The 25,531-nt window shown below is 56.0% G+C and carries 25 protein-coding genes; 14 read left to right on the top strand and 11 right to left on the bottom strand.

The window, feature by feature from the left end:
• Positions 1-25 precede the first annotated feature (25 nt).
• Both FN806_RS01005 and FN806_RS01000 read left to right on the top strand, forming a co-directional pair.
• On the top strand, positions 26-727 hold the full coding sequence (locus FN806_RS01005) for a helix-turn-helix transcriptional regulator (protein WP_185956601.1): 702 nt from the start codon (positions 26-28) through the stop codon (positions 725-727).
• A gap of 97 nt (positions 728-824) precedes the next feature.
• The gene (locus FN806_RS01000; RefSeq protein WP_142633135.1) at positions 825-1,682 is read left to right on the top strand and encodes an acyl-homoserine-lactone synthase; all 858 of its coding nucleotides are present in this window, start codon (positions 825-827) and stop codon (positions 1,680-1,682) included.
• A gap of 97 nt (positions 1,683-1,779) precedes the next feature.
• Here FN806_RS01000 and tig read toward each other — a convergent pair whose 3' ends face one another.
• From tig to FN806_RS00985, 3 genes are all read right to left on the bottom strand, one after another.
• On the bottom strand, positions 1,780-3,111 hold the full coding sequence (tig, locus tag FN806_RS00995; protein WP_142635092.1) for a trigger factor: 1,332 nt from the start codon (positions 3,109-3,111) through the stop codon (positions 1,780-1,782).
• Positions 3,112-3,294: 183 nt separating this feature from the next.
• A complete protein-coding gene (locus tag FN806_RS00990) occupies positions 3,295-4,419 on the bottom strand; it encodes a porin (protein ID WP_246097124.1) in 1,125 nt (374 codons plus the stop codon).
• Between the two features lie 271 nt (positions 4,420-4,690).
• The gene (locus FN806_RS00985) at positions 4,691-6,397 is read right to left on the bottom strand and encodes an NAD(P)H-hydrate dehydratase (protein WP_142633131.1); all 1,707 of its coding nucleotides are present in this window, start codon (positions 6,395-6,397) and stop codon (positions 4,691-4,693) included.
• A 169-nt stretch (positions 6,398-6,566) separates the two neighbouring features.
• Between FN806_RS00985 and FN806_RS00980 the strand changes: the two genes are divergently transcribed.
• The 5 genes from FN806_RS00980 to FN806_RS00960 all read left to right on the top strand — a co-directional run bounded on the left by FN806_RS00980 (position 6,567) and on the right by FN806_RS00960 (position 11,063).
• A complete protein-coding gene (locus tag FN806_RS00980) occupies positions 6,567-6,905 on the top strand; it encodes a P-II family nitrogen regulator (RefSeq protein WP_142633129.1) in 339 nt (112 codons plus the stop codon).
• Positions 6,906-6,940: 35 nt separating this feature from the next.
• Positions 6,941-8,347, top strand: coding sequence for a type I glutamate--ammonia ligase (gene glnA, locus FN806_RS00975; RefSeq protein ID WP_142633127.1), 1,407 nt, complete (start codon positions 6,941-6,943; stop codon positions 8,345-8,347).
• A gap of 105 nt (positions 8,348-8,452) precedes the next feature.
• The gene (locus FN806_RS00970) at positions 8,453-9,097 is read left to right on the top strand and encodes an MSMEG_1061 family FMN-dependent PPOX-type flavoprotein (protein ID WP_142633125.1); all 645 of its coding nucleotides are present in this window, start codon (positions 8,453-8,455) and stop codon (positions 9,095-9,097) included.
• 65 nt (positions 9,098-9,162) lie between these two features.
• Positions 9,163-9,951 carry a lytic murein transglycosylase gene (locus FN806_RS00965; RefSeq protein WP_142633122.1) on the top strand — a complete coding sequence of 263 codons (789 nt, stop codon included), beginning with the start codon at positions 9,163-9,165 and terminating at the stop codon, positions 9,949-9,951.
• A gap of 197 nt (positions 9,952-10,148) precedes the next feature.
• Complete coding sequence (locus FN806_RS00960) at positions 10,149-11,063, top strand: hypothetical protein (protein WP_246097123.1); 915 nt, start codon at positions 10,149-10,151, stop codon at positions 11,061-11,063.
• A gap of 37 nt (positions 11,064-11,100) precedes the next feature.
• On the opposite strand, the gene FN806_RS00955 is transcribed toward FN806_RS00960, so the two are convergent.
• A complete protein-coding gene (locus FN806_RS00955) occupies positions 11,101-11,844 on the bottom strand; it encodes a heme-dependent oxidative N-demethylase family protein (protein ID WP_142633120.1) in 744 nt (247 codons plus the stop codon).
• Between the two features lie 122 nt (positions 11,845-11,966).
• Between FN806_RS00955 and dddP the strand changes: the two genes are divergently transcribed.
• Entirely contained in the window at positions 11,967-13,310 is a 1,344-nt protein-coding gene (gene dddP, locus FN806_RS00950; RefSeq protein ID WP_142633118.1) for a dimethylsulfonioproprionate lyase DddP, read from the top strand.
• 4 nt (positions 13,311-13,314) lie between these two features.
• Here dddP and FN806_RS00945 read toward each other — a convergent pair whose 3' ends face one another.
• Entirely contained in the window at positions 13,315-13,497 is a 183-nt protein-coding gene (locus FN806_RS00945) for a hypothetical protein (protein WP_142633116.1), read from the bottom strand.
• A gap of 232 nt (positions 13,498-13,729) precedes the next feature.
• Here FN806_RS00945 and FN806_RS00940 point away from each other — a divergent pair, with 232 nt between their 5' ends.
• Positions 13,730-14,944, top strand: coding sequence for a bifunctional alpha/beta hydrolase/OsmC family protein (locus FN806_RS00940; protein WP_142633114.1), 1,215 nt, complete (start codon positions 13,730-13,732; stop codon positions 14,942-14,944).
• Positions 14,945-14,950: 6 nt separating this feature from the next.
• On the opposite strand, the gene FN806_RS00935 is transcribed toward FN806_RS00940, so the two are convergent.
• From FN806_RS00935 to FN806_RS00915, 5 genes are all read right to left on the bottom strand, one after another.
• Entirely contained in the window at positions 14,951-15,289 is a 339-nt protein-coding gene (locus tag FN806_RS00935) for a hypothetical protein (RefSeq protein ID WP_142633112.1), read from the bottom strand.
• A gap of 10 nt (positions 15,290-15,299) precedes the next feature.
• Complete coding sequence (locus tag FN806_RS00930; RefSeq protein ID WP_246097122.1) at positions 15,300-15,857, bottom strand: hypothetical protein; 558 nt, start codon at positions 15,855-15,857, stop codon at positions 15,300-15,302.
• A gap of 136 nt (positions 15,858-15,993) precedes the next feature.
• A complete protein-coding gene (locus FN806_RS00925; protein WP_142633110.1) occupies positions 15,994-16,581 on the bottom strand; it encodes a biotin transporter BioY in 588 nt (195 codons plus the stop codon).
• A 75-nt stretch (positions 16,582-16,656) separates the two neighbouring features.
• Positions 16,657-17,079 (bottom strand): DUF6314 family protein, encoded by a 423-nt coding sequence (locus tag FN806_RS00920; protein WP_142633108.1) that lies wholly within the window; start codon positions 17,077-17,079, stop codon positions 16,657-16,659.
• On the bottom strand, positions 17,076-17,507 hold the full coding sequence (locus FN806_RS00915) for a hypothetical protein (protein WP_246097121.1): 432 nt from the start codon (positions 17,505-17,507) through the stop codon (positions 17,076-17,078). Before FN806_RS00915 ends, FN806_RS00920 begins: the two co-directional genes overlap by 4 nt.
• On the opposite strand from FN806_RS00915, the gene purB reads away from it, so the two are divergent.
• From purB to FN806_RS00895, 4 genes are all read left to right on the top strand, one after another.
• Positions 17,498-18,802 carry an adenylosuccinate lyase gene (purB, locus tag FN806_RS00910; RefSeq protein ID WP_142633106.1) on the top strand — a complete coding sequence of 435 codons (1,305 nt, stop codon included), beginning with the start codon at positions 17,498-17,500 and terminating at the stop codon, positions 18,800-18,802. The genes FN806_RS00915 and purB overlap by 10 nt on opposite strands.
• A 182-nt stretch (positions 18,803-18,984) precedes the next feature.
• Positions 18,985-19,530, top strand: a complete 546-nt coding sequence (locus FN806_RS00905; RefSeq protein ID WP_142633104.1) for a tetratricopeptide repeat protein — start codon at positions 18,985-18,987, stop codon at positions 19,528-19,530.
• A 69-nt stretch (positions 19,531-19,599) separates the two neighbouring features.
• On the top strand, positions 19,600-20,691 hold the full coding sequence (locus tag FN806_RS00900; protein ID WP_142633102.1) for a flagellar motor switch protein FliG: 1,092 nt from the start codon (positions 19,600-19,602) through the stop codon (positions 20,689-20,691).
• Between the two features lie 106 nt (positions 20,692-20,797).
• A complete protein-coding gene (locus FN806_RS00895) occupies positions 20,798-21,721 on the top strand; it encodes a lysophospholipid acyltransferase family protein (protein WP_142633100.1) in 924 nt (307 codons plus the stop codon).
• On the opposite strand, the gene FN806_RS00890 is transcribed toward FN806_RS00895, so the two are convergent.
• A complete protein-coding gene (locus FN806_RS00890; protein WP_142633098.1) occupies positions 21,722-22,423 on the bottom strand; it encodes a DUF1223 domain-containing protein in 702 nt (233 codons plus the stop codon).
• Positions 22,424-22,650: 227 nt separating this feature from the next.
• Between FN806_RS00890 and acnA the strand changes: the two genes are divergently transcribed.
• Positions 22,651-25,341 (top strand): aconitate hydratase AcnA, encoded by a 2,691-nt coding sequence (gene acnA / locus FN806_RS00885; RefSeq protein ID WP_142633096.1) that lies wholly within the window; start codon positions 22,651-22,653, stop codon positions 25,339-25,341.
• Positions 25,342-25,531: the final 190 nt, after the last annotated feature.

The raw sequence follows: 25,531 nt of genomic DNA, 5'->3' as shown, positions 1-25,531 counted from the left end.
ATATGCCGCCACAAGGGTTGGACAGGTGAAACTTATAGATTTGGCCGCGGTCGACCACACAGAGAAGTCGGCCGCTGACGTTATAAACGCCGTCTGCGAAGAGCTTGGCTTCGACTATGCGTCTTATGCCACCTTTAACCCTGTGAAAGGTGATGTGCAGGGCTATGCAAACTATCCTGATGAGTGGAAAATCCACTATGGCAGCCAGGGCTTTCATCACTTCGATCCGACGCTTTATCAATCTGTCCTAAGCATTGCACCCGTTGATTGGGGACGCTTTGATCAGGACGAGAAGTTCAACGCGGTGTTCCGTGACGCCCATGATTTTGGCATTAGTTCCAGAGGGTTAACAGTTCCTGTTCGTGGACCTTATGGTGAATGCGGACTGTTAAACGTTACCCGGGACTGTTCGGATTCCGAATGGGATAAGCTAAAGAAACATGTCATGGGTGATCTGCAACTTGCTGCCGTTCAAGCCCACGATACTGTTATGCAATCCGGCTTGCTGGCCAAAGCTCTTTACCTGCCCACGCTGTCCACACGCGAACAGGAAATCCTCCAATGGGTAGCTGACGGAAAGTCGCAACAAGATATCGGTGATATTTTGTCTATTTCACACCGTACCGTCGAAGTTCATATGCGGTCCGGGCGTGAAAAGTTGGGCGCACTGACCACCTCACAGGCTATTGGTCGTGCGATCGGCCTGGGCCTAATTGCCCCTGGTTAATCAAAAAAAAAGCACTTCTACGGGAAATCCCTAATAGTCTGCGCTTATTTCTTGGTTAACCTAATCCCTACGGTAACCAGACTGTAGGGGGATGGAAATGATCATCGTTATTGATGGTATTAATCAACATAAGTTCAAAGATGTCTTGGATGACATGTTCAAACTGCGCGCTCGTGTTTTCGGCGATCGCCTTGGTTGGGAGGTCAATATTGAGGATGGGCGCGAGCGCGACCACTTCGATGATCTGCATCCAGCACATGTAGTCAGCATCGACGACGAGGGGGACGTTGTCGGGTGCATGAGACTACTGCAAACCAAAGGACCGCATATGCTGTCCGATGTTTTCCATTCGATCCTGGATGGAGAACCTCCAATTCGGAGCGCGCAAGTCTGGGAAGCCACCCGGTTCTGTGTCGATACTAAAAAACTGGGCCGAGGGCGCGGTGAAAATTCTGTATCCTATGTGACCAGCGAAGTTATGATTGGCTCTTTCGAATATGCCAAAGCGGCTGGCGTTCTTGACTCGATCGCGGTGATTGATCCAGTTATGAACCGCGTTCTGCAAAGGTCCGGTAACGCGCCTTATGACTACCTCGGCAGTGCTAAGCCCATGGGTAAAGTCGTAGCCATGGCCGCTTTGATGGACTGCTCAGATGAGAGAATTTCCGGAATTCGGGAATATGCGAACATCGCTCACGATGTATTCCTGACGGACGAGCAGGCAATAGATCTGTATGCCAGAAACAAAACACCGGCAGATACAGGTGTGGCGAATTACGACCACCAGCCACTAAGCCAGATGGAAAAATACTTTGTCGAACAGATGAATTCGGCAACCACAAAAGCCGAAGCCGAAGCTGTATTGAACCTGATCGAAGCAGTTTCGGATCGGTTCACCCCAGAGCAGAAAACTGCTCTGCTAAGGACCCCCCGTGCTTTTGCTCATGAGGCCTGACCCCCTCACCTCATAGCATAAAGCCACCCACACGGAGCCGTCTTTTTCAGACGGCTCCGTTTTTTGTGCCCATAAGAATTCTATGGGCAGAAGAGGATTACTCCTCTTCCAATGCCTCTACGGCTTTCTGCAGGTCGTCTTTGCTGACTTCTTTATCCGCAACCTGGGCCAGCTCGACGATATAGTCGATGACTTTGTCTTCGAAGATCGGCGCGCGCAGTTGCTGCTGCATCTGAGCGTTCTGCTGCACGAACTCAAAGAACTGGCGTTCCTGACCAGGGTATTGGCGCGCCTGGTTCATGATCGCTTGGGTCATCTCGGCATCGGTGACTTCAACTTCGGCCTTCTGGCCCAGCTCGGCCAGCAACAGGCCAAGACGCACGCGGCGTTCGGCCAGCTTGTTGTGCTCGTCAGTCGGTTCGATCTCTTCGTGGTCGTGGCCTTCCACTTCCGGGTTTTCTTCGTGCCACAGCTGGTGTGCGATCTGCTTGGCCTCGGCATCTACCAGCGACGGTGGCAGATCAAACGAAACCTTCACGTCCAATGCGTCCAGCAGAGCACGCTTCATCACCGCCCGCGAAGCACCGCTATATTCCGCTTCCAGACGTTCTGAAATCTGGCCTTTCAGCGCTTCCAAGTCTTCTGCACCAAATTTGGTGGCCAGCTCGTCGTTGATCTCGGCGGCGACGGGTTCTTTCACATCCTTGACGGTGCAGGTAAACACAGCGTCTTTGCCGGCCAGATGCTCGGCACCGTACTCTTCGGGGAAGGTGACGTTTACGTCTTTTTCTTCCTCGGCCTTTACGCCAACCAGCTGCTCTTCGAAACCGGGGATGAAGCTGTTGGAACCCAGAACCAACGGATAGTCTTCAGCGGATCCGCCCTCGAACTCTTCGCCATCAACCTTGCCAACAAAATCGAACACAATCTGGTCGCCGTCCTTGGCTTTCGAGCCTTTGCGGCGGGATTTGAAATCCTGCGCGGTTTCAGCCAGGTTGCCCAACGCTTCTTCAACGGCCGCGTCATCGGCTTTGACAACCAGCTTTTCCAATTCAACCGATTTCAGGTCGACCTCAGGGATTGCAGGCAGGGCCTCATAAGACATCTCGACATGTACGTCGTCGCCTTCTTTCCAATCCTCATTGGTCATCTTCACCTGAGGCTGAAGTGCCGGACGCTCACCGCTGTCTTCGAAATGCTGGTTCATTGCACCGTCGATGCTTTCTTGCATCGCCTCGCCAAGCAGACGCTGACCAAACTGCTTTTTCAACAGTGCCATCGGTACCTTGCCTTTGCGGAAGCCTTTCATCTCGACTTCAGGCTGTGCTTCGACCAGTTTCTCGTTAACTTTGTCGTCCAGCTCAGCTGCGGATACGACAATGTTATAGCCGCGTTTCAGACCTTCGTTCAGCGTCTCGGTAACCTGCATTATGGTAGTCCCCATAGGATTCGGGGCGCGCAAAACGGCGCGCCGGGCAAATTTGAGGCCTTCTATTTGCCCAGCCGCCCGCGTGCAAGGGGCAAAGCCCGGATCAGCCTTGTTTTGCCGCCGATTTGACCAAAAAAACGCCCCGGACCTGGCCGGAGCGTTCTTGAGGAATTGTTCGCGGGATCAGAACTTCCAGCGCGCACCCAGCACCCAGGCCTCGTTGTCATCGAAACTCGTGGTGTCATCGAAATCATGGTTACGGTATTTCAAATAGGCATCGGTATTGATACTGTCGATGCGCTGTACCACAGCGATACCCCAGGCCTTAGTACTCGAGCCGTCGATCGAGAAATCAGATCCGTCGAAATAGTCGATGCCGATACCAGTCTTACCCCATGACACCCAATCGTCTTCATACGCAAGCTTCGCATACCAATAATTCGGGTCACTGGCACCGCTGGAAGTGTCATCTCTTGTACCCAAAGCTGCGGTTACGCTGAAACCACTGGGCAGCAGAACCGAGGCGGACCCGATTGTGTCTTTTCTCTCCCCGGATCTGCTATCGTAATCGCGCACGGCGTAGGCGAGGGATGCAGCAATCTCCACCCCGTTGGATAAGGTATTTCCATAGGACACCGACACATCGTAGTAATCATCGTCATCGCTGCTGGACAGGATGTTTTGACCATAGGCTATGGCTGCTGAAAACCCATTGAAATCCGGCGTGTCATAGCGAATGCGCCCGCGCCGTGATCCATCGAAGTTATCAGAGGTGTCACCAACGGTAATGCCGCTGAGCATACCATCAGCCTCACGGTAGAAAAATGCACCGTTCTCATCGTTGGTAAAGGAATAGAGCGCGGTACCAACATAGGACAGATCGGATTCTGCCGCCCCGTCCGAGGCCATGCTGCCCTGCCCGGCAGAGAACTTACCAAAGCCCCCCTTCAGCGCAAAATCGACATGCCGAATATCTTCGCGGTTCCAGCCATCGGTGTTTGTCCCATCCTGATTGGCGCTCCCCGTGCTGGGCAGGCCCAGACCGGATTCGAACCGGAAGGTAAACTCATTGCTGCCATAGGGTTGCATCAAGAACAGCCCGACCCGGCTGTTTGACAGATCATTGTCCAGCAAACGGGTTTCCGTTTCATCGCCGTCGTCAACCGAGACAATGACGGGGTTAAACTGGCCATATAGCTCAACATAACCGCCGCTGTTATTGTTATATCTAAGCTCTGCCGCTGCTGGGATGGCCGATGCAGCGGTCAGGCAGGTCGCAATCGTGCTTATTGATACTTTCTGGGTCATAGTCATTCACCATAATGGATCCATTTACGGGCACTGCTCGCTTGTGCGCGATTTCTCTATGATCCCCTGTCTCGGGCCCATTCAGCTCGCGCATCTTGTGCGAATATAACCGCAGCTGAAGGGTGTTAATTTGATCTACTTCAAAACGATAGAATATATGTCATCCAAGTCACCCAGACCGCTTGCCGCAATACTGACGCCTGACCTGAATTTCATCATACGCTCATTTTGGGACATCGAATACTGCAGCGGCGGATTTTCGCCGAGACGATTAAGAACCCACTTCCCGCAAAACCCGTGGCAACTGTTCGGGCAAATCTTCAGCGATCAACCCCGGCCCGAAAGATCGCGCACATTCCACATGCAGCCATGCCGCAGTTTCCGCGGCCTGCAAGGGCGAGAACCGCCGCGCCAGCAACCCGGTGATAAACCCCGCCAACACGTCCCCGGCCCCGGCTGTCGCCAACCAGGGCGCCGCACGTTCATAAACGGCCGAATTCACTGAGCATCGGCCGTTCGGATCCGCAATCACGGTATCGGGTCCCTTGAACAGAACCACGCACCCTGCCCGCCCGGCAGCCTCTCGGGTGGCGTCCACTTTGGAATAGGCCGGACCCTTGATGGGAACCGCCTTCAGTTTTTCCGCAATGTCCGGGAACAACAGCGCAAACTCGCCGCCATGCGGGGTGAGAACACAGTTTTCATGCAGCATCCCAAACAGGGCTGCAGGATCATCCGCGAAAGCCGTCAGTGCGTCAGCATCCAGAACCGTTGCGCGCTCCGCAGCCAACGCAACCGGCACCAGATCGCGCGCACGGTCCAGCCCTAGACCGGGGCCGAGACACAGAGCATTCAGCCGCTCATCCTCTAGGATTTTCGACAGACCATCCGCGCTCTCGACCCGCTGCAACATGACCGCCGTCACTTGCACCGAAACCTCCATCTGAGCCGCAGGAGGCACGCCCAGAGTCACCAGCCCCGCCCCAATCCGCAGCGCCCCCCGCGCTGCCAGCCGCGCAGCACCGGTTTTGCCGGGGCCTCCGGTCATGATCAAGGCGTGGCCGTGCGAGTATTTGTGCCCAAACGAAGCCTTGCTGAGATTCTGTGGCAATCCACTTTCATCTACCAATTGAGACAGCACTCTCCTCAAACGTCGCTCGCTATGCAGATCAGCCAAAGACTTGCGCGAGATCGAACCGAGATCGCTTGGCGAAGACAACCCAATGTCAACTATGACGGTCTTTCCACAGAACTGGGCCCCTACGTCCAGAAGATGTCCACGCTTTTTGCTATGAAACGTCACTGTTAGGTGGGCGCCAACAATTACACCTTCGTCCCCCAGAATCCTACCGCTATCAGCGCAAAGACCAGACGGAATGTCGACCGAAACGACGCGCGGCCACCACGGATCGGCATCCGCCTCTGAACCTATCTGAAGCTTGGCAAGAGCAGGTTTCAATCCACCAATCGGACGTATTAGCCCTGTTCCAAACAAAGCATCCAATATCAAATCAGGGCCTTGCGAACTTGACGGCCGGGCTGCGTGTTTCTCCAACTTGGAAACTTCACGTTTGGTCGGTGTCGGCAGGGTAAGCTTAGAAACTTCACCCAGCTCCAGCCACCGCTCATAATTCACCCGCGCATCCGGCGGCAGCTTCTCTAGGTCGCCATACAGAAACACCGCGACCTCCCACCCTTGCTCCCGCAAAAGCCTGGCCACGACGAACCCGTCCCCACCGTTGTTTCCTGGCCCACACAAGACAACTGCCCGCAACGGATCCTCTTCATCTGGCCGCGGATACGTCAGGGAACGCGAGGGGCTGGCCCCTCGCTTGTCCAACTCTGGCCACTCCTCGAAAATCGCCTCGACAACACCCTGCCCAGCCCGTTCCATCAGCTCAAGACCGGTCACATCACCGGACTCAATGGCCGCTTGTTCGATCGCCCGCATCTGTGCTGCAGTCAGTAAGTCTGTCATGCTGAACCCTCGCGCGATTCAATTTCGACTATTTTTTGTGCAAACTGTTCAAAATTTCACCGGCCATCCAATTTCCATGCAACCCGGCATCGCCATTTTCTCATTCACATTGCCGCCCGATCTTAGACGTGGTCAGTGCCATCCTGACAAGAGTTAAAGGGAGCCCGGTATGAAGAAGATCGAAGCGATCATCAAGCCGTTCAAACTGGACGAAGTGAAAGAGGCGCTGCAGGACGTCGGAGTCCAGGGCCTCAGCGTGATCGAGGTCAAGGGGTTTGGCCGTCAGAAAGGTCACACTGAACTTTACCGCGGCGCGGAATATGTGGTCGACTTTCTGCCCAAGGTGAAGGTCGAGGTTGTGCTGGACGACGATCTGGTCGATGCCGCCATCGAAGCCATCGTTTCCGCCGCCAAAACCGACAAGATCGGCGACGGCAAGATCTTTGTCTCACCCGTCGAACAAGCAATTCGCATCCGTACCGGCGAAACCGGTTCGGACGCACTGTAACAAGACCAAATCTTCAATTCAGAGGAATCAAGAGAATGAGCAAGGACGCAGTTCTTCAGCTAATCAAGGACGAAGGCGCCGAATATGTCGACGTCCGCTTCACTGACCCGCGCGGCAAACTGCAGCACGTCACCCTGGTGGCCGATCAGGTAGATGAAGACTTCCTCGAAGAAGGCTTCATGTTCGATGGCTCTTCCATCGCTGGCTGGAAGTCCATCGAAGCCTCGGACATGAAACTGATGGTCGATACCAACAGCGCCTATGTCGATCCGTTCTACGCAGAGAAAACCATCTGCGTGCATTGCTCAGTTGTCGAGCCCGACACCGGTGAAGCTTATGAGCGTGACCCGCGCGGCACCGCCCAGAAAGCCGAAGCCTACTTGAAAGCAACCGGTATCGGCGACGTGGCCTATATGGGGCCCGAAGCAGAATTCTTCCTGTTCGACGATGTGCGTTTTTCGAACAGCATCAACAAAGTATCTTACGAAGTTGATGCAACTGATGCATCCTGGAACACCGACACCGAATACGAAATGGGCAACATGGGCCACCGCCCGGGGGTTAAGGGCGGTTACTTCCCGGTCAACCCGATCGACGAAGCCCAGGATCTGCGTTCGGAAATGCTGTCGACCATGAAGCGTCTGGGCATGAAGGTCGACAAGCATCACCACGAGGTTGCGTCGTGCCAGCACGAGCTTGGCCTGATCTTTGACAGCCTGACCAAACAGGCAGATGAGCTGCAGAAGTTCAAATACATCATCCACAACGTGGCGCATGCATACGGCAAATCGGCGACCTTCATGCCGAAGCCAATCGCAGGCGACAACGGTACCGGCATGCATGTGAACATGTCGATCTGGAAGGACGGCAAGCCTCTGTTTGCTGGCGACAAGTATGCTGATCTGTCGGACGAGGCACTGTTCTTCATCGGTGGTATCCTGAAGCACGCCAAGACACTGAATGCCTTCACCAACCCGGCGACCAACAGCTACAAGCGTCTGATCCCCGGATTTGAAGCCCCCGTCCTGCGTGCTTACTCGGCTCGTAACCGTTCGGGTTGTGTCCGTATTCCATGGACCGAAAGCCCGAAAGCCAAGCGCGTCGAAGCCCGCTTCCCTGATCCGGCCGCAAACCCCTACCTGGCGTTTGCCGCGCTGCTGATGGCTGGTCTGGACGGCATCAAGAACAAGATCGATCCGGGCGAAGCCATGGACAAGAACCTGTACGATCTGCCGGCCGAAGAGCTGGCCGACATCCCGACGGTTTGCGGTTCACTGCGTGAAGCTCTGGAAGCCCTGGCATCGGATCACGACTTCCTGCTGCAGGGCGACGTGTTCACTAAAGACCAGATCGACGGCTACATCGCACTGAAGATGGACGAAGTCGAAACCTACGAACACACGCCGCATCCGGTTGAATACGGCATGTATTACAGCTGCTAATCCAGCATTTTCGACGATAACTCTATAGGGGCGTCCATCGGGCGCCCCTTGTTTCGTTTGGCCCGATCTTTCACACTTGCCATTACCCCGGTTAGGAGAGATCGCATGTCAGCCGAAACCGCATTCGCCCCGTTCTCGGATTTCGTCACTTCGAAAGAGGGACAGGAGCGCATCACCGGCGCGCCCCTTCCCCAGATCATCGCCAAGGAACAAGCCGCGCTGGACGGCATGTGCCGCGACTTTATCGCCAAGTCGACCTTCTGCCTGATAGCTTCGGCCAATCCGGGTGGTTATCTGGATATCTCTCCTCGTGGGGATCCCGAAGGGTTTGTTCGGGTGATCTCAGACACTCTGATCGCCATTCCCGACCGCCCAGGCAACAAGCGGACTGACACGTTTCACAATATAATACAGGACCCGCGTGTCAGTGTGATCTTCCTAGTGCCTGGCAAGCTGGAGACTTTGCGCATCCGAGGAACCGCGCGCATATGTATTGACCCGGACTTGCTGAACAGTATGGCAGTGAATAATCGCGCGCCTAAGCTAGCCCTTATGATTCATATCGAGACCGCTTTTGCACATTGCCCTAAATGCGTCATCCGGTCGGATCTGTGGCAACCTGAAAACTGGCCAGATTCATCAGGGCTTCCCAATATGAACGTCATGATGGTCAAGCACGCCAAAATCGACAAAACGCCGGATGAATGGTTTGATAGCCTGAAGGGCACCGGGGAACTCGACCTTTATTAACCCCTTTTCGTGTGCGGCTTCCCTGCCTAGGCTGCCCCTGTCATTTCATTGGATCGGATTACAAGATGCTTCGGCTTGCTCTTATTTTGGCAATTTCTCTACCTGGCTTTGCGGCAGCGGCCCCCTGTGGCAACACCGGAAATGGATTTGAGACCTGGAAGCGGGATTTCGCGAAGCAGGCCCAGCGCGCGGGAGTAAAAAAGAAGGGATTGCAGGCGCTGAGCCAAAGCCAATACGCCACCCGAACAATTGCCGCGGACCGAAACCAAAAGAGTTTTAAATACTCGCTGGACAAATTCATGCAGATCCGCGGCGCGGATACCATCGTAGCGCAGGGCCGTAAGCGCAAAGCCAGGAACCCTCAGTTCTATGCGACGCTCGAGCGCCAGTATGGGGTGCCAGCGGGCGTTCTGATCGCTATTCACGGAATGGAAACAGGATTTGGAAATTTCATGGGTGACAGCCAGGTTGTGTCAGCAATAACCACTTTGGCTTACGATTGTCGCCGATCCGAGTTCTTTGTCCCTCACGCCATTGGAGCACTGAAACTGGTTGATCAAGGCAGCATTACGACCAACACCGTTGGTGCCAAACACGGTGAACTGGGACATACACAGTTTCTGCCGGGCAATGCCTTGGAATACGGTGTTGATGCCACCGGTGACGGTCAGGTCGATTTCTACAACATGACCGATGCGCTGGCCTCGACCGCTAATTTCCTGCGTAAAAAGGGCTGGAAGCCCGGACGCGGATATCAACCGGGCCAACCGAATTTTGCGGTCATTCAACAGTGGAATGCCGCGACGGTGTACCAAGAATCCATCGCAATCATGGCTGCTCGAATCGACGGATGATTGTGTCGGTCTGTCATGTAGGGCGACCGCAATTCAGACACATTGTCGCCACAGACGCTAAATAGCCCTTAAAATGCCTAGGTTTCCAATGCGTAATCAATCTTGCCGATTTCTCATTTTTTTCCATTTCCGCCCAATTCTTTCCCTTATCTGTTGATAATTTGAGTCATCTGACGGAATGCACAAAGGAATGCGCAGTGACTCCGAAGCACAGCTATCACGGCGGCCTGCAGTTCACAGGCAAGACCAATGGCGCGATCGAGCGGTTTGGTGCCATTGTGGCGGCGACCCTGGAAGATTACGGCCATCTTGTTGAGCGCAAAACGATCCTGAACACGACCGAGGCGAGCATCGTCTCAAGTCAGTACCTCGTGCGCCTTACGCTGGATACCCAACTGGCTGAAACAGAAGACCGGTTTGAACGGCGGGACCGTGCGGCCGGTCTGAGAACCGTCTCGAAACCCCGGGTGACCCTGCCCGAAAACCGGTTGACGGTCACAATTACCCCTGTATCCGCCTTGCTGGACGACAGCGAGATCTCGGAGCTTATGCTTGTTGTGATCCTGTATCGCATGGTTGATATCTGTGCGACTCAGCGCGTGGAATGGCTGTCTCCGAATACAGTCCTGACCATGGAACAATTCATGAGTGCTTTTGACACTCTGGCGCCCGTTAAACAGCGGGACAGAAAACAAATTTTCGAATCCGTTTCCGGGCCGTTTGCAGGTCTTGAATTAACGGAGACAGAAGATCTGGATGAGCCAAGAAACAAAACGCAGACCTCACATGCGCGGCCAATCCAGCTGTCAGACGAGCAGTTGCTTAGCATTGCTTTTCGGACAGAACCGATCGAGCAGAAACCGGATGATCGGACCGACACTCCCCCCCTCGACCACGAGAAACCCAATGATATCCTGCGACTTACCAGTTGGGGACTTACGGGTGCCGTGGCCAGCGTGTCGGTCCCGATCGCGGCCTCGATGGCTGCCGTCAACCTGATCCGAGGTGAAGATTTCCGCCTGAATACTCAGGTACTTGCCTATTCGGTTGCAATATCAGCGCTCAGCACCAGCGGTGCCTTTGCCGGTGTGGCAACTGCTTTAGGCATGTAGACTAATTCCAATAAGACCCTCCTAAGAAGCCCCGCCGTCAGGTGGGGTTTTCTTTTTGGCGAAGGCTTCCAGCCTCAAGAACATAGGTGTGGATCGAAAAAACCACAGCCCGCGTTTTTGGCAGCCGCAACAATGTTTGCCGCTCGCTGCGCAAATAGCACGCGGCTCCGGGTGAACTGACCTCGCGCGGTTCTGTAGCGCTTCGAGGCTGATGCAGATCGGCATCCTCATACCACAGCGCATTAAACCGCCAGAGCGGCTTATCGGGCTGAATTCCATCAAACAACCGCTGGACACGGCGCGCGATGCTTTCGTCGTAGCTGTTGACCGGTACATGGATGTCGATCAGGGGACGCATGAATTTTTCTGACAGTCGCCAACTGGCGGGGAAACACAGAATTGCGCCGGTCAAAACATGTTCGTCCCCTTGCTTTTGCAAGATACAGATATCCTCCTGCACCAGTCTGCAAAGGGTTTCCATTGGGGCCTGCCGATCAATCTGGACCTTCTGCCCATCGGCTCTCGTGACGAGGTCTGAGCATCCGGGGTACGCATATTGCAACACCAGGTCCAAGACTTCTTGTGCGGCTGGTTCGGCTTCGGGCGCCAGCGCAAGAACATCAGCGTGACGCTCTTTCAGCAACGCTTCCCGATATTGCATCTGGGCCGCGAACGCTTCGTCCTGATGCAACCAAGTTTCCATACTGGCGGGCTGAATACCCGGCAGCGGGCGGGGTTTCAAAGGATCATAGGGAGTAGAGGTCTGCAAAATGGTCGTCATGAGCCCGACCTAACATCGGCACTTCGACTTGTCGGTCAAAAAGCGACGGATGGCGGTCGCAAATTATCAAGACGCTGAAAGAATGCTTCTTCACGCTCGATAGACAGGCAGGGAGGGCTACTATGAACCGTCACCATAGAGATATCCGCAAGATCGACCCCACCAAAGGCACAGCGCTTGGGGACGGCACTCCCAATGATTTGGACCGGATCGAGATCGGCCCCACACAGCTGGCCTTCGCCGAATGGGAAGCCGCCGGCCTGACCTTGCCGAACCTTGAGAGGATGCGTGAGTATAGGTGGAAACGTCTGACCAAGGCCATCGTTGATCGTGGCTATGGTGGCTTGTTGATGTTTGATCCTCTGAACATTCGATACGCCACAGACAGCACCAACATGCAGCTCTGGAACACGCATAACCCCTTCCGCGCAGTGCTGTTATGTGCCGACGGGTATATGGTGATCTGGGACTATAAAAACTCACCTTTTCTAAGCCAATTCAACCCATTAGTGAAGGAACAGCGGTCGGGCGCCGACCTGTTCTATTTCGATCGCGGCGACAAGGTCGATGTTGCCGCGGATGTACTCTCGAACGAAGTGCGGGCGCTGATTGATGCGCATGGCGGCGGTAACAAGCGGCTGGCTGTGGACAAGATCATGCTGCACGGTTTGCGCGCCCTTGAGGCCCAGGGGTTCGAGATCATGGAAGGCGAGGAAGTCACTGAAAAGTCCCGCGCCGTGAAAGGCCCGGACGAAATTCTGGCGATGCGATGTGCCAACCACGCCTGCGAGACCGCGGTGGCCGAGATGGAGGCATTTGCCCGCGCCAATGTGGGAAACGGAAGAACCTCGGAAGACGACATCTGGGCCATTCTGCATGCCGAAAACATCCGGCGCGGCGGGGAATGGATCGAAACCCGCCTGCTGGCCTCGGGCCAACGCACCAACCCGTGGTTTCAGGAATGTGGTCCCCGGATCACGCAAAAGAATGAAATCATCGCCTTCGATACCGATTTGATCGGGTCTTACGGCATCTGCATCGATATCTCGCGCACTTGGTGGATCGGGGACGAGAAACCCCGCCCGGATATGGTCTATGCCATGCAGCACGCGCATGAGCATATCATGACAAATATGGAGATGCTGAAACCCGGCGTTATGATCCCTGAACTGACCGCCAACAGCCATAGGTTGGATAGCAAGTTTCAGGACCAGAAATACGGCTGCCTGATGCACGGCGTTGGCCTGTGTGACGAGTGGCCTCTGGTCGCCTATCCGGACAAGGCCGTCGCCGGCGCTTATGATTATCCGCTGGAACCGGGCATGGTTCTATGCGTCGAAGCTGCGGTTGGCGAGGTAGGTGGAGATTTCTCAATCAAACTCGAAGATCAGGTTCTGATCACTGAGGATGGGTATGAAAACCTGTCCACCTATCCCTTTGATCCACGGCTTATGGGTTTCGCCTGATCCGTCAGTTCGGCCAGTTTGATCGTTTGACGTTCCCATGCCAGTCCTCGATTTCGGTGCTGGCAAAAGATGTCGGCTGTGTCCAGTTCTGACCCGCGGCAAAACTGATGACCGCAGTTACGGCGATAGCGATCAGTAAATCTACGCGAAGATTTGTGCCATGTGGCTGAGAAGTGAGATGTACCATTGTTGCCTCCGTGGCTGGTTGTGTTCGACAGGCTCAAGATGAGGGTGGCGTTCGCTTTATTAAAGTGAATGTTTGATTGGGAATGCATCACAAAAATTGATGCAATCTATCGCACCAGAACTCCGCCGGCCCCTGACCCAGTCTCACCTTCCCGTGACGCTTCTTACATAGGGGTTGAGACCCCTCGCTGGCGGCCACAATATTGAGGCACCTCATGACGTAAGGAACTGCCATGCCCACCGAACGCATCACCTTTGCCGGTCACGACGGCCACCAACTGGCTGCGCGCCTCGACCTGCCAGACGGGCCTGTCCTTGCTACGGCATTGTTTGCCCATTGCTTTACCTGTTCAAAAGATATCCCGGCCGCGCGCAGGATCGCAGCCCGTCTGGCAGCGATGGGTATCGCGGTGTTACGGTTTGATTTCACAGGCTTGGGTCATTCAGACGGCGAATTTGCAAACACCACCTTCACCTCGAATGTTGAGGATCTGATCGCCGCCTCACGGTATCTGGCTGGACGGAACATGTCCCCGTCTCTGCTGATCGGGCATTCTCTCGGAGGGGCAGCGGTTCTGCGCGCCCGAGCTGGTATTTCGAGTGTTAAGGCCGTTGTGACGCTGGGCGCGCCTGCCGATCCAGGGCATGTCTCGCACCATTTCGACGCCGCACTGTCGGAAATCCAACAAGAGGGATCGGCCGAGGTAACTTTGGGTGGTCGCCCGTTCCGTATTGGCAAAGCGTTCGTCGAAGATATCGCCCAATCCGCGCTAACCCCTGCGATTGCGGATTTGAAGGCCGCGCTGCTGATACTTCATGCGCCACGCGACGAAACGGTTAGTATCGACAATGCAAGCGCGATCTTTCTGGCAGCCAAACATCCCAAAAGCTTCGTGACGCTGGACGACGCTGATCACCTGATTACACGCGCGGCGGATGCGGAATATGCTGCAGATGTAATAGCGGCTTGGGTTACGCGCTATGTGGTGCTGCGCCCGCCTGCCCCACCACCGGGTGCGCCCGAAGGCGTAGTGCGGGTGACTGAGGCCGATCCCAACGGATTCCAGCAAGACATTCAGTCCGGCCCCAAGCATCATGCTGTTGCGGACGAACCGGCCTCATATGGAGGCACCGACCGCGGTATGTCGCCCTATGGCTTTGTGTCATCGGGTCTGGGAGCCTGTACTTCGATGACAATCCGGATGTATGCGCGGCGCAAGGGCTGGCCACTAACAGGCATCACTGTCGATGTTTGCCATAACAAGGTCCACGCACAGGATGCGGGTCTGATCACTGACAACAAGGTCGATCTGTTCCGCCGCAAAATCCGGCTCGAGGGCCCCTTGGATCAGGATCAGCGCGCACGTCTGCTTGAAATCGCCGACAAGTGCCCTGTTCACAGGACACTTGAAGGAACAGCGAAAATCACGACGGAATTGCTGTCCTGATCCGCATCAGCGCCGCCGCGGTGACGGGCGGTGAATAGGCGGCCGGGCAACTGGTGGCCGGGCAACCGGTGGACGTGCGGGGGGCTTGGCGACCGGGGGGCGTGGGCGCGCCGGGGGCTTGGCGACCGGAGGTTTGGGTTTGACCGGAGGCTTACCCTGCGGTGGACGATTTACATCAATGTCCACATCAACGTCGTGATAATAGTCGTTCCAAAGCATCGAGTCATAGAACGGATCATATCCGTATCCCACACCAACCGTCACGCCGTCGCAGGCAGACAAGGTGATACTGGTCAAACAGAATACCAGCGCGGCGATCGACCGTTTCATCAGCTTACGAGTCATCCAAACCTCCTCACTGAAGCGACCGGAATGACGCGAATACGGCATTCAGGTCGTCCACATAGCCAGGATCGGCGCCGTCTCTTAATACGGCCACTGCGACAGCCACGCGATCACGCGGCAAGTCAATCACTGTGGCCGTGAAATTTATCCCCCGCCGATCACGGGTGCCGGTACCGCGGATAACCCGCGCTGGCAGACCTCCGATCCGGGTTGCGACTGTTTCCGAAACGATCGGATCTTTGACCAGAAACTTGTCGATATCCTGAAGGTATCGCAGGCCACCGTCGATGGATGACACACCAGATGGCGAGACAAATCCAATCCATACGTTGTCATCCGTTACCGGTTTGATCCCCATGACCCGGGCAACCGCGCGGGGATCGTTCAGCTCGGTGTCATCGACCTCACGCGGGCCGCCAGTACGAACCGACCAAAAATCTGGTACCGCAAAGCTGAACAAGGCGCGCCCTTCATCAGTATAGGTGATCGGTGTTTCGGCTTTTGCACTCCCTGCCCCGGCGCAAACAACCGCGCAGGAAAGGGTTACAGCCCTCAATAGATTAGGCATATCAGAATAACCTGTTGTTTCTATTGCTACAGCTTGAACTGTGTCGGCCGGTTTTGTCCAGCCTCTTGTTGGCGCAACAAAAAACCGCGCCGGGATCGCTCCGGGCGCGGTTCATGTCAACCAGGTTGACTGTGGTTTAGGTGCGGGCGTCGCCCACCAGCTTCCACAGGCCAGGGATCAGCAGCGCGGCCAGCGCGAGCTTGATCGCATCACCCACCAAGAATGGTGTCAGGCCCCATGCCAGGATCGGCTGGTCCCAGCCATAGAGCTGGCCCAGCCACAGCAGGCCGGGGACGTAGATCAGAACGTTGGCCAGTACCAGCGCCAGCGCCATTTTCACGACCGAACGGTCCCAGCCGCGCGCGGCCAGCGTACCCAGCATCAGGGTAGCCAGCACATATCCGACCAGATAGCCGCCAGTGCCACCCATCATGTAAGTCAGGCCGAATTTTTCAGCCGAAGAGCCCGCGAATACGTCAAAGCCCAGCGCGCCGATCAGCAGATAGCCCATCATAGTTACCAGACCCAGCCTTGCGCCATAGGCGGTGCCGATGGTCAGAACCGCAAATGTACCCATGGTGATTGGAACTGGCCACATCGGCACTTTAATCTTGGCGGCGACTGCCAAAGCAACGATGCCCAAAGCAACCAAAACCACCTGTTTGACGCGCAGCGCCGTCCCTTCACGAGGGCCAAATGCATTGGCCAATACGTTCGCATTCATGTTGTTTCTCCCTAAACGGACCGAGATTCTGCAACAGGAATGCCCTGTCAGCGCCGCATCTGCAAGATGATTACGCTACCGCAGCATGTATTCCGTATTCATTTCGTATGATTTCCGGGGGCCGGACACGGTCCAACGGACCCTCCAGCAGGGCCAGCCCGAGAAATCATAGACTGCGTCATAGCTGTCCGGCGGGCAATTATGGTGATCCGCAGCCTGCGCCTGGCCCAGCTTGAGAGCGTGGAAATAACGCCCGTCATCAAAATGCACCGCAACGCTTTCGCCCTTGTCGTGCCACAGGTATCGGCGCGTTCCCATCATCTCGGGCTGGCCCGGAATGCGCAGAGTTACCGTCTCGTCATAGATCAGACTGTCTTTGGACCTTGTGAATCGCGCAGAGCCATCGGCCAAAACCACCTGCCCGGCCCGCGCATCCCGAATGGTGCGTGACAGGCTCCAGCCTCCTTCGAAGTCGGTCAGTTCGTTTGGAAAGGTCATTCGGGATAATACCCGTCTGTGATCTCGCCTGCGTCGTCAATAAATCGAATGATGACACCGCTTTGCAGAACATCATAACACGCCCAGATATCCGAAGGCGGCCAAACCGAGCAATACTGATCGCCCTGCACGGCCCACTTTCCGGTGCTGGGACGACCCGAAAAATAATGGGTCACCCCGCTTTGGTCGAATGTTTGCCAGATGCCGTCGCCATAAGTTAGTTTTTTGCCCGAAAAGGCTTCGGCAATTTCATCACCCGTCAGCGGCCAGAACTCTGTCGCTGCCGCAACACCAGGCCAAAGGGATAAAATCAGGGCAAACCGTCTCATCACCGCACTCGCGCCTTGTTCCGTAGGGCGGCTGGGTTTAAACCGCGCCGCAACGACCTCTGCCAAATCATAAAAAGGTGCCGCTGCCAATGATTCCACGTTATTCCCGCCCCGACATGGTCGCCATCTGGTCGCCTGAGACGAAGTTCCGCATCTGGTACGAGATCGAGGCCCATGCCTGTGACGCCATGGCCGATCTGGGCGTGATCCCGCGTGAAAACGCCGATGCCGTGTGGAAGGCAAAGGATGTGGAATTCGATGTCGCTCGTATCGATGAGATCGAGGCTGTCACCAAACACGACGTCATCGCCTTTCTTACCCACCTTGCAGAGCATGTCGGCAGCGATGAGGCGCGGTTTGTGCATCAGGGCATGACCAGCTCGGACGTGCTGGACACTTGTTTCAACGTACAGCTGACCCGCGCTGCCGACATCCTGATCGCCGACCTCGAAGGTTTGCTGGCCGCTCTGAAACGCCGCGCGATCGAACATAAGGACACTGTCCGCATCGGCCGCAGCCACGGCATCCACGCCGAGCCCACCACAATGGGCCTGACATTCGCGCGCTTTTATGCCGAGATGGATCGCAACCTATCCCGCATGCGCGACGCACGGGCCGAGATTGCAACAGGTGCGATCAGCGGCGCGGTCGGCACCTTTGCCAATATCGACCCTCAGGTCGAAGAGCATGTCTGCGACAAGCTGGGACTGGTGCCCGAACCGATCAGCACGCAGGTCATCCCCCGCGACCGCCATGCCGCGTTCTTTGCCACGTTGGGCGTGATCGCCAGCAGCATCGAAAACGTTGCCATTGAAATCCGTCACATGCAGCGGACCGAGGTTCTTGAGGGGGCCGAGTTCTTCTCGATGGGGCAGAAAGGGTCGTCGGCGATGCCGCACAAGAAGAACCCTGTACTGACCGAGAACCTGACCGGGCTGGCGCGCATGGTGCGCGCGGCGGTGATCCCGGCGATGGAGAATGTGGCGCTCTGGCACGAACGCGACATCTCACACTCCTCGGTGGAACGCATGATTGGGCCGGACGCCACGATCACACTGGATTTTGCTCTGGCTCGACTGACGGGCGTGATCGACAAAATGCTGATCTTCCCCGAGAACATGATGGAGAACATGAACAAGTTCCCCGGTCTAGTGATGAGCCAGCGGGTTCTGCTGGCGCTGACGCAGGCAGGGGTCAGCCGGGAAGAGGCTTATGCTATGGTTCAACGCAACGCGTTGAAGGTCTGGGAACACCGCACAGACTTCAAAGAAGAACTTCTGGCGGATACTGACGTGACCGCCGCGTTGAGCAAGGAGGAGATCGAAGAGAAATTCGATCTCGGCTATCACACCAAACATGTCGATACGATCTTTGCCCGAGTGTTTGGCGAGTAAATTTTCGTCAAGCTCACGCAATACAGACCCGCACAATGATCTTGTGCGGGTTTTTCTTTGTCTGGTTACGTCAAGATTGGTCGAGCTTTCAAACTTGTGAATAAATTCGCGCGATCAGTTGTTAGCTTTTGTATAGAACGCGCTATGCTTATTCTGAGCAGCCCTACGAACGGAGACCAAATATGCGCCTCATCCTAGCTTCGGTTATTGCAATTCAGGCCCTTACATTTGCCCCCATGGTTCATGCCGCAGGTGGCGGCGGGGGATCGACGCCGCCAAAAACAACAAACACCACCAAGAAATGTCTGTTCGGACGGGTCTATGATGAGGCCGCGGGCAAATGCGTAAAGCCCAGCAACACCAATTTCACTCAGGATCAGCTGTACCACGCCGTGCGTGAACTGGCCTATGACGGGCAGTTCAAAAACGCCCAAGGCGTGCTGCGCGTGATGGACCAAAATGACGATCGCGTCATGACCTATTGGGGCTTTACCTATCGGAAGATGGGCAAGCTGGAACTGGCGAACCTGTTCTATGAAGGTGCAATTAACGCAAATCCCGACAATATCCTGGCACGTTCCTATATGGCGCAAGGCTTTGTTGCCGAGGGCAAAACCGATCTGGCGATTGCTCAGTGGCGTGAAATCAAGGCGCGCGGCGGCGAAGGAACCTGGGCAGAGGTTTCCCTGCGCGAGGCGATCCGCACCGGACTGACCTACAACTACTAAGCTTCAGCCTTTCTTTACCCGACTCTCTGTAATCTGCCTGTGGAACAGGAACTTTGGCACCGCAGGCAGATGCAGAACACAAACACATTGGTACAGGTGGCCCCGGGGGCTTCTGCCCAGCTGGCCAAAGAAAACGATGACGACCTTCGCTTGGTGGCCCGCAACCTCAGCAGCCGACAAAAGGCGGCGGTAGTTGTGCGTCTCTTGCTGAATGATGGGGCGGACATTCCGCTGGAAGAGCTTCCCGACGATTTACAGGAAAAGCTAACCCACCAACTGGGCAAAATGGGCCTTGTCGACCGGGTTACCTTGGACGCAGTTGCCGGTGAATTTGCAGATGCGCTGGACAGTGTTGGCCTGTCCTTTCCACATGGTCTGGCGGGCGCTTTGGATGTGGTGAACGGCAAAATCGCCCCGGCAACTGCGGCGCGTTTGCGTAAAGTGGCCGGCATACGCCAGATCGGCGATCCTTGGCAGCGATTGCGAGAGATCCCTACAGAAGATCTGGCCGAAATGGCGCAGGCCGAAAGCACTGAGATTGCGGCCGTGATGCTATCGAAACTTGAAACCGCCAAAGCTGCGCAACTGCTAGGGCACCTTCCCGGCCCAGTTGCTCGGCGTATTACCTATGCGGTTTCGAAAACAGCAAATGTCAGCCCAGAGGCCGTCGAGCGGATCGGATGGTCGCTGGCGGCTCAGATGGATCAGCGCCCTGCCACAGCGTTTGCCGACGGACCGGGTGCCCGCGTTGGCGCGATACTGAATCAGTCCGCTGCCTCGACCCGGGACGGCCTGCTGAGCGCATTAGAAGAAGAAGACGCCGATTTTGCCACCATAGTTCGCCAATCCATTTTTACCTTCGCCCATATTCCGTCTCGCATTCTGCCCCGCGATGTACCGACCATTCTACGCGGTGTGGAACAACCCGTCCTGGTTACAGCGCTCGCCGGTGCAGAAACGGAAGGAGACAGGGCATCGGTTGACTACCTGTTGTCCAACATGTCGTCGCGTATGGCCGAAAACCTGCGCGAAGAAATGGATGAGGTCGGAAAAATCAAACAACCCGATGCCGAGGAGGCGATGACCCAGATCATTGGCGCCATCCGGACACTTGTCGATGAGGGAACCATCACGCTCCGGGATGATGACGGTGACGAATAAAGAGAGTAAGCGCGCCTAAATCTCTGGCCGAGCAGAAAGCTTGTGGTTACCGCGATCGGCTTGTATGTCTGACCCGGCAATTCACAACAGACGCCGAGACCTTCTGATGCCCGTTGAAAAGTCTGAACTAAGCAGGTCCGAGCTTGGCAAATACTATGTATCCGGCATGTTCCTGAAAGGCGTTATCAAAGCGTTACGGTTGCTGCCCTATGAGACACGCATTGCCACAATGGGCGCCATAGCGAGAAACCTTGCACCGTTGGTCGGGTTCTCGAAAAGAGTACGCAGCAATCTGAAACTCACCTGCCCGGACCTGACTGAATCCGAAGTGAAACGCATCTGCAAGGCCGTTCCTGACAACGCCGGGCGCGCGATCATGGAGCACTTCTCGCCCGAGGATTTCACAGAACGCCAACGCTTTGCCAAAGTCACGGGTACGGGTCTTGCCGCCTTTGATTCCGCCTTGGCGGAGGGGCGACCTGTGATGATGATCACTGCGCATTTCGGCCATTACCTGGCCGCGCGTATCGCCCTTCAAGAACGCAGCGGTCAGCCTATTGGCTGCCTCTACCGTCGAATGGCGAACCCCTACTTCAACGACATGTATGTCGATGCGTTCTACAAAACCGGCGCCCCGATGTTCGAACAAGGCCGTCGCGGGATGGTCGAAATGGTGCGGACACTCAAAAAAGGCGGGATCATCGCTATTGTGTCAGACCTGCACGCACATGGCGGGGAAGAGCTGACTTTTTTCGGCAAACCGGCCGTGACGTCGGTTTTGAATGCTGAACTGGCAATGAAATACAAAGCCGTCCTGATTCCGTGCTATGCGGTGCGTCAGCCCAATGGGGTTGATTTCGAAATCATCCTGCACGAACCGGTCCCACATACGGATCCAAAGACGATGACCCAGTTCACCAATGATGACCTCGAGGCGGTTGTCCGACAGCATATGGGTCAGTGGTTCTGGATTCATCGTCGCTGGAAAACCTGGAACGGGCTAGGCGTCCAAGCCAAAGACATGCCCTGATCAGCGAACGCGTGCTGCCGCAATAATCGGCCCATGGCCAACCCCTTGCACCAACACAACGGCCGGCAAATCTGACGTCAAAGATACCTTATAGGTCTTAGGCGCTGTCCCGTCCCATTGCCCGGCTACTGTCCAGGCCTCGACCACATTGGCATAATCCAGTTCTTGTCCGGCCAACTCTCCGCGCCGGATCGAAGCATGGCGCATTGGCGTGTATTGCACCACCCGGATGTCATAGACCTGATCCGGTGGCAAACTGATCGAGGAAACGTCGACAGTTACGTTATCTCCTGTACGTGAGGCCGAAACCGACGCCAGCGGAGCGGCCTTGGAATGGTCGCCGATCAGGTAATCCAGCTTTGCCGTATCTGCCCCTACAATATCCTGCTGACCATTCACTACCATCTGAGGCGTATAGATCACCGTACGCCCGGAATTTCCGGCATAGCTGCGCTGACGCTCAGTATGGGTGGGGTCGGCATATTCATCCTCCCATCCGATATAGTCCCAATAATCCACATGCAGCGCCAACCCGATGACGTCATCCCGATTGGCCAGATCGTGCATGATCCGGTCAGCCGGGGGGCAGGACGAACATCCCTGCGAGGTGAACAGCTCCACCACTACGGGTCCGCTTTCTGCAATGGCCGAAGTAGCCAGAAACAGGGACGCCAACGCGGTTGCGGTTGCAGATTTGAACATGTTTGCTCTCGGGTTTCATGGGGTGCATTACTGGTTTAGACGGAACGCTGATCAAGCACCAATCAAGGTTTCTTGAGACCGGTGACACAAGGTTTTCGCAAAAATGTGTGCAATGGTATACAAAAATTGCCGCACCTGGTCTGTTGGACCTTGAACCGCGCGCTTGGGTGATGCAGATAGCCCTCAGCGAATCCCATATTCCACGTCATTTGAGAGGGAGGCCACAGATGCCCATCAAAGTCGGACAGGATACCGCCAAGACACGCCGCAGCCTGAGCGTGAATGGCAAGTCCATCTCGTATTACTCGATCCCCGCCGCGCAAGAGGCCGGCCTGGGTGATTTCTCGAAACTGCCCGCCGCCCTGAAGGTGGTGTTGGAAAACATGTTGCGGTTCGAAGATGACGGATTTTCCGTCTCGGTCGACGACATCAAGGCGTTTGCCGAATGGGGCGCCAAAGGTGGCAAGAACCCCCGCGAGATCGCCTATCGCCCTGCCCGCGTGTTGATGCAGGATTTCACCGGCGTTCCGGCGGTGGTCGATCTGGCCGCCATGCGCGATGGTATCAAGGCTCTGGGCGGTGACGCGCAGAAGATCAACCCGTTGAACCCCGTTGATCTGGTCATCGACCACTCGGTCATGATTGACGAATTCGGCAACCCGCGCGCGTTCCAGATGAACGTTGACCGCGAATACGAACGCAACATGGAACGGTATCAGTTCCTGAAATGGGGTCAGGGCGCCTTCAACAACTTCCGCGTTGTGCCCCCCGGAACCGGGATCTGTCACCAGGTGAACCTGGAATATCTGGCGCAGACCGTTTGGACCGACACGGATCAGGATGGCAACGAGGTTGCCTATCCCGACACGCTGGTCGGCACCGACAGCCACACCACCATGGTCAACGGCATGGCCGTTCTGGGCTGGGGCGTCGGCGGGATCGAGGCCGAAGCCGCTATGCTGGGTCAGCCGATCTCGATGCTGATCCCCGAGGTTGTCGGCTTTGAGCTGACCGGAGATCTGGTTGAAGGTACGACCGGAACCGATCTGGTTCTGAAGGTCGTCGAAATGCTGCGCGCAAAGGGTGTTGTGGGCAAATTCGTCGAATTTTTCGGCGAAGGTCTGGACCGTCTGCCGCTGGCCGACCGGGCAACCATCGCCAACATGGCCCCGGAATATGGCGCGACATGTGGTTTCTTCCCGATTGACGGCGAGACGCTGCGCTATCTGCGCAATACCGGCCGTGACGAAGACCGCATCGCGCTGGTCGAAGCCTATGCCAAGGAAAACGGCTTCTGGCGCGACGCAGATTACGCACCGATCTACACCGACACCCTGTCGCTGGACATGCGCACCATCGTTCCCGCGATCTCGGGCCCAAAGCGCCCCCAGGATTATGTTGCTCTGACCGGTGCCAAGGCGGCGTTCACCAGGGAAATGGCCGAGACGTTCAAGCGACCCATGGGTAAGGAAGTCGCCGTCAAAGGCGAAGACTATACCCTGGAATCGGGCAAGGTTGTGATCGCCTCGATCACCTCCTGCACCAACACCTCGAACCCGTATGTCATGATCGGCGCTGGTCTTGTGGCCCGCAAAGCCGCAGCCTTGGGTCTGAACCGTCAGCCTTGGGTCAAAACTTCGCTCGCACCGGGATCGCAGGTTGTTTCTGCTTATCTTGAGGCCGCTGGCCTGCAGGAAGATCTGGACAAGATCGGCTTCAACCTTGTCGGCTACGGCTGCACCACCTGTATCGGCAACTCGGGTCCAATCCAGAAAGAGCTCTCTGAGGCGATTGCCGAGGGCGATTTGGTAGCCACGTCGGTCTTGTCGGGTAACCGCAACTTCGAAGGCCGTATCAGTCCGGATGTTCGCGCCAACTACCTGGCCTCACCGCCGCTGGTCGTGGTCTATGCGCTGGCCGGTACGATGGATATCGACCTGACCTCAGAACCGATCGGTCAGGACAAGGACGGCAATGATGTCTTCATGAAAGACATCTGGCCAACCCAGCAAGAAGTGGCGGAATTGGTCGAACAGACGGTCACCCGTGAGGCGTTCCTGTCGAAATATGCAGACGTCTTCAAAGGCGACGAGAAATGGCAAGCGGTCGATACCACCGATGCCGAAACCTATGACTGGCCACCGACCTCGACCTATATCCAGAACCCGCCCTACTTCCAGGGCATGGGGACCGAGCCGGGCACAATTTCGAACATCGAAGACGCCAAGGTTCTGGCCATTCTGGGCGATATGGTCACCACTGACCACATCTCGCCTGCAGGCTCGTTTGCCACGACAACACCGGCTGGCAAGTATCTGACCGACCGTCAGGTGCAACCGCGCGAGTTCAACTCTTACGGGTCGCGCCGTGGCAACCACGAGGTCATGATGCGCGGCACCTTTGCCAATATCCGCATCAAGAACGAGATGCTGGACGCGGTTGAAGGCGGCTATACAAAAGGCCCCGATGGAGAGCAGACTTCAATCTATGACGCGTCGATGGCCTATCAGGAACAGGGCACGCCGCTGGTTGTATTCGGTGGCGAGCAATACGGCGCCGGATCGTCGCGCGACTGGGCGGCCAAAGGCACGGCTCTGCTGGGTGTCAAAGCGGTAATCGCCGAAAGTTTTGAGCGTATCCACCGCTCGAACCTGGTTGGCATGGGCGTTGTACCGTTCGAATTCACCGGTGGCGACTCGCGCAAGACGCTGGGCTTGAAGGGTGATGAAACCGTCTCGATCCACGGTCTGGATACGATCCAGCCGCTGCAAGAGGTGCCCTGCACCATCACCTACGGTGACGGTTCTGAGAAAACCATAACCCTTAAGTGCCGCATCGATACCGCGCCCGAAATCGAATATATCGAAAACGGTGGCGTGCTGCATTACGTGCTGCGGAACCTGGCCAAGACCGACTAAGATCTCTGAGCAATCTAAAAAGGGCGCCCGGTCGGGCGCCCTTTTTACGTTCCATTTGCGCCAGGATACTGTGCCTGGCTTTTTCACCGACCTCCCACTTGGTTCTGCCCAACCAGAGGGGCGACGGTGACAGCACCAAGATGGATGATTGTGACCAGATCATTCAGAAGACTGGTGTTTCTTCCCTCAC

It is taken from the genome of Ruegeria faecimaris (assembly GCF_900182615.1).
Classification (GTDB): domain Bacteria; phylum Pseudomonadota; class Alphaproteobacteria; order Rhodobacterales; family Rhodobacteraceae; genus Ruegeria; species Ruegeria faecimaris.
This window is presented reverse-complemented; position numbering and strand designations above follow the sequence as displayed.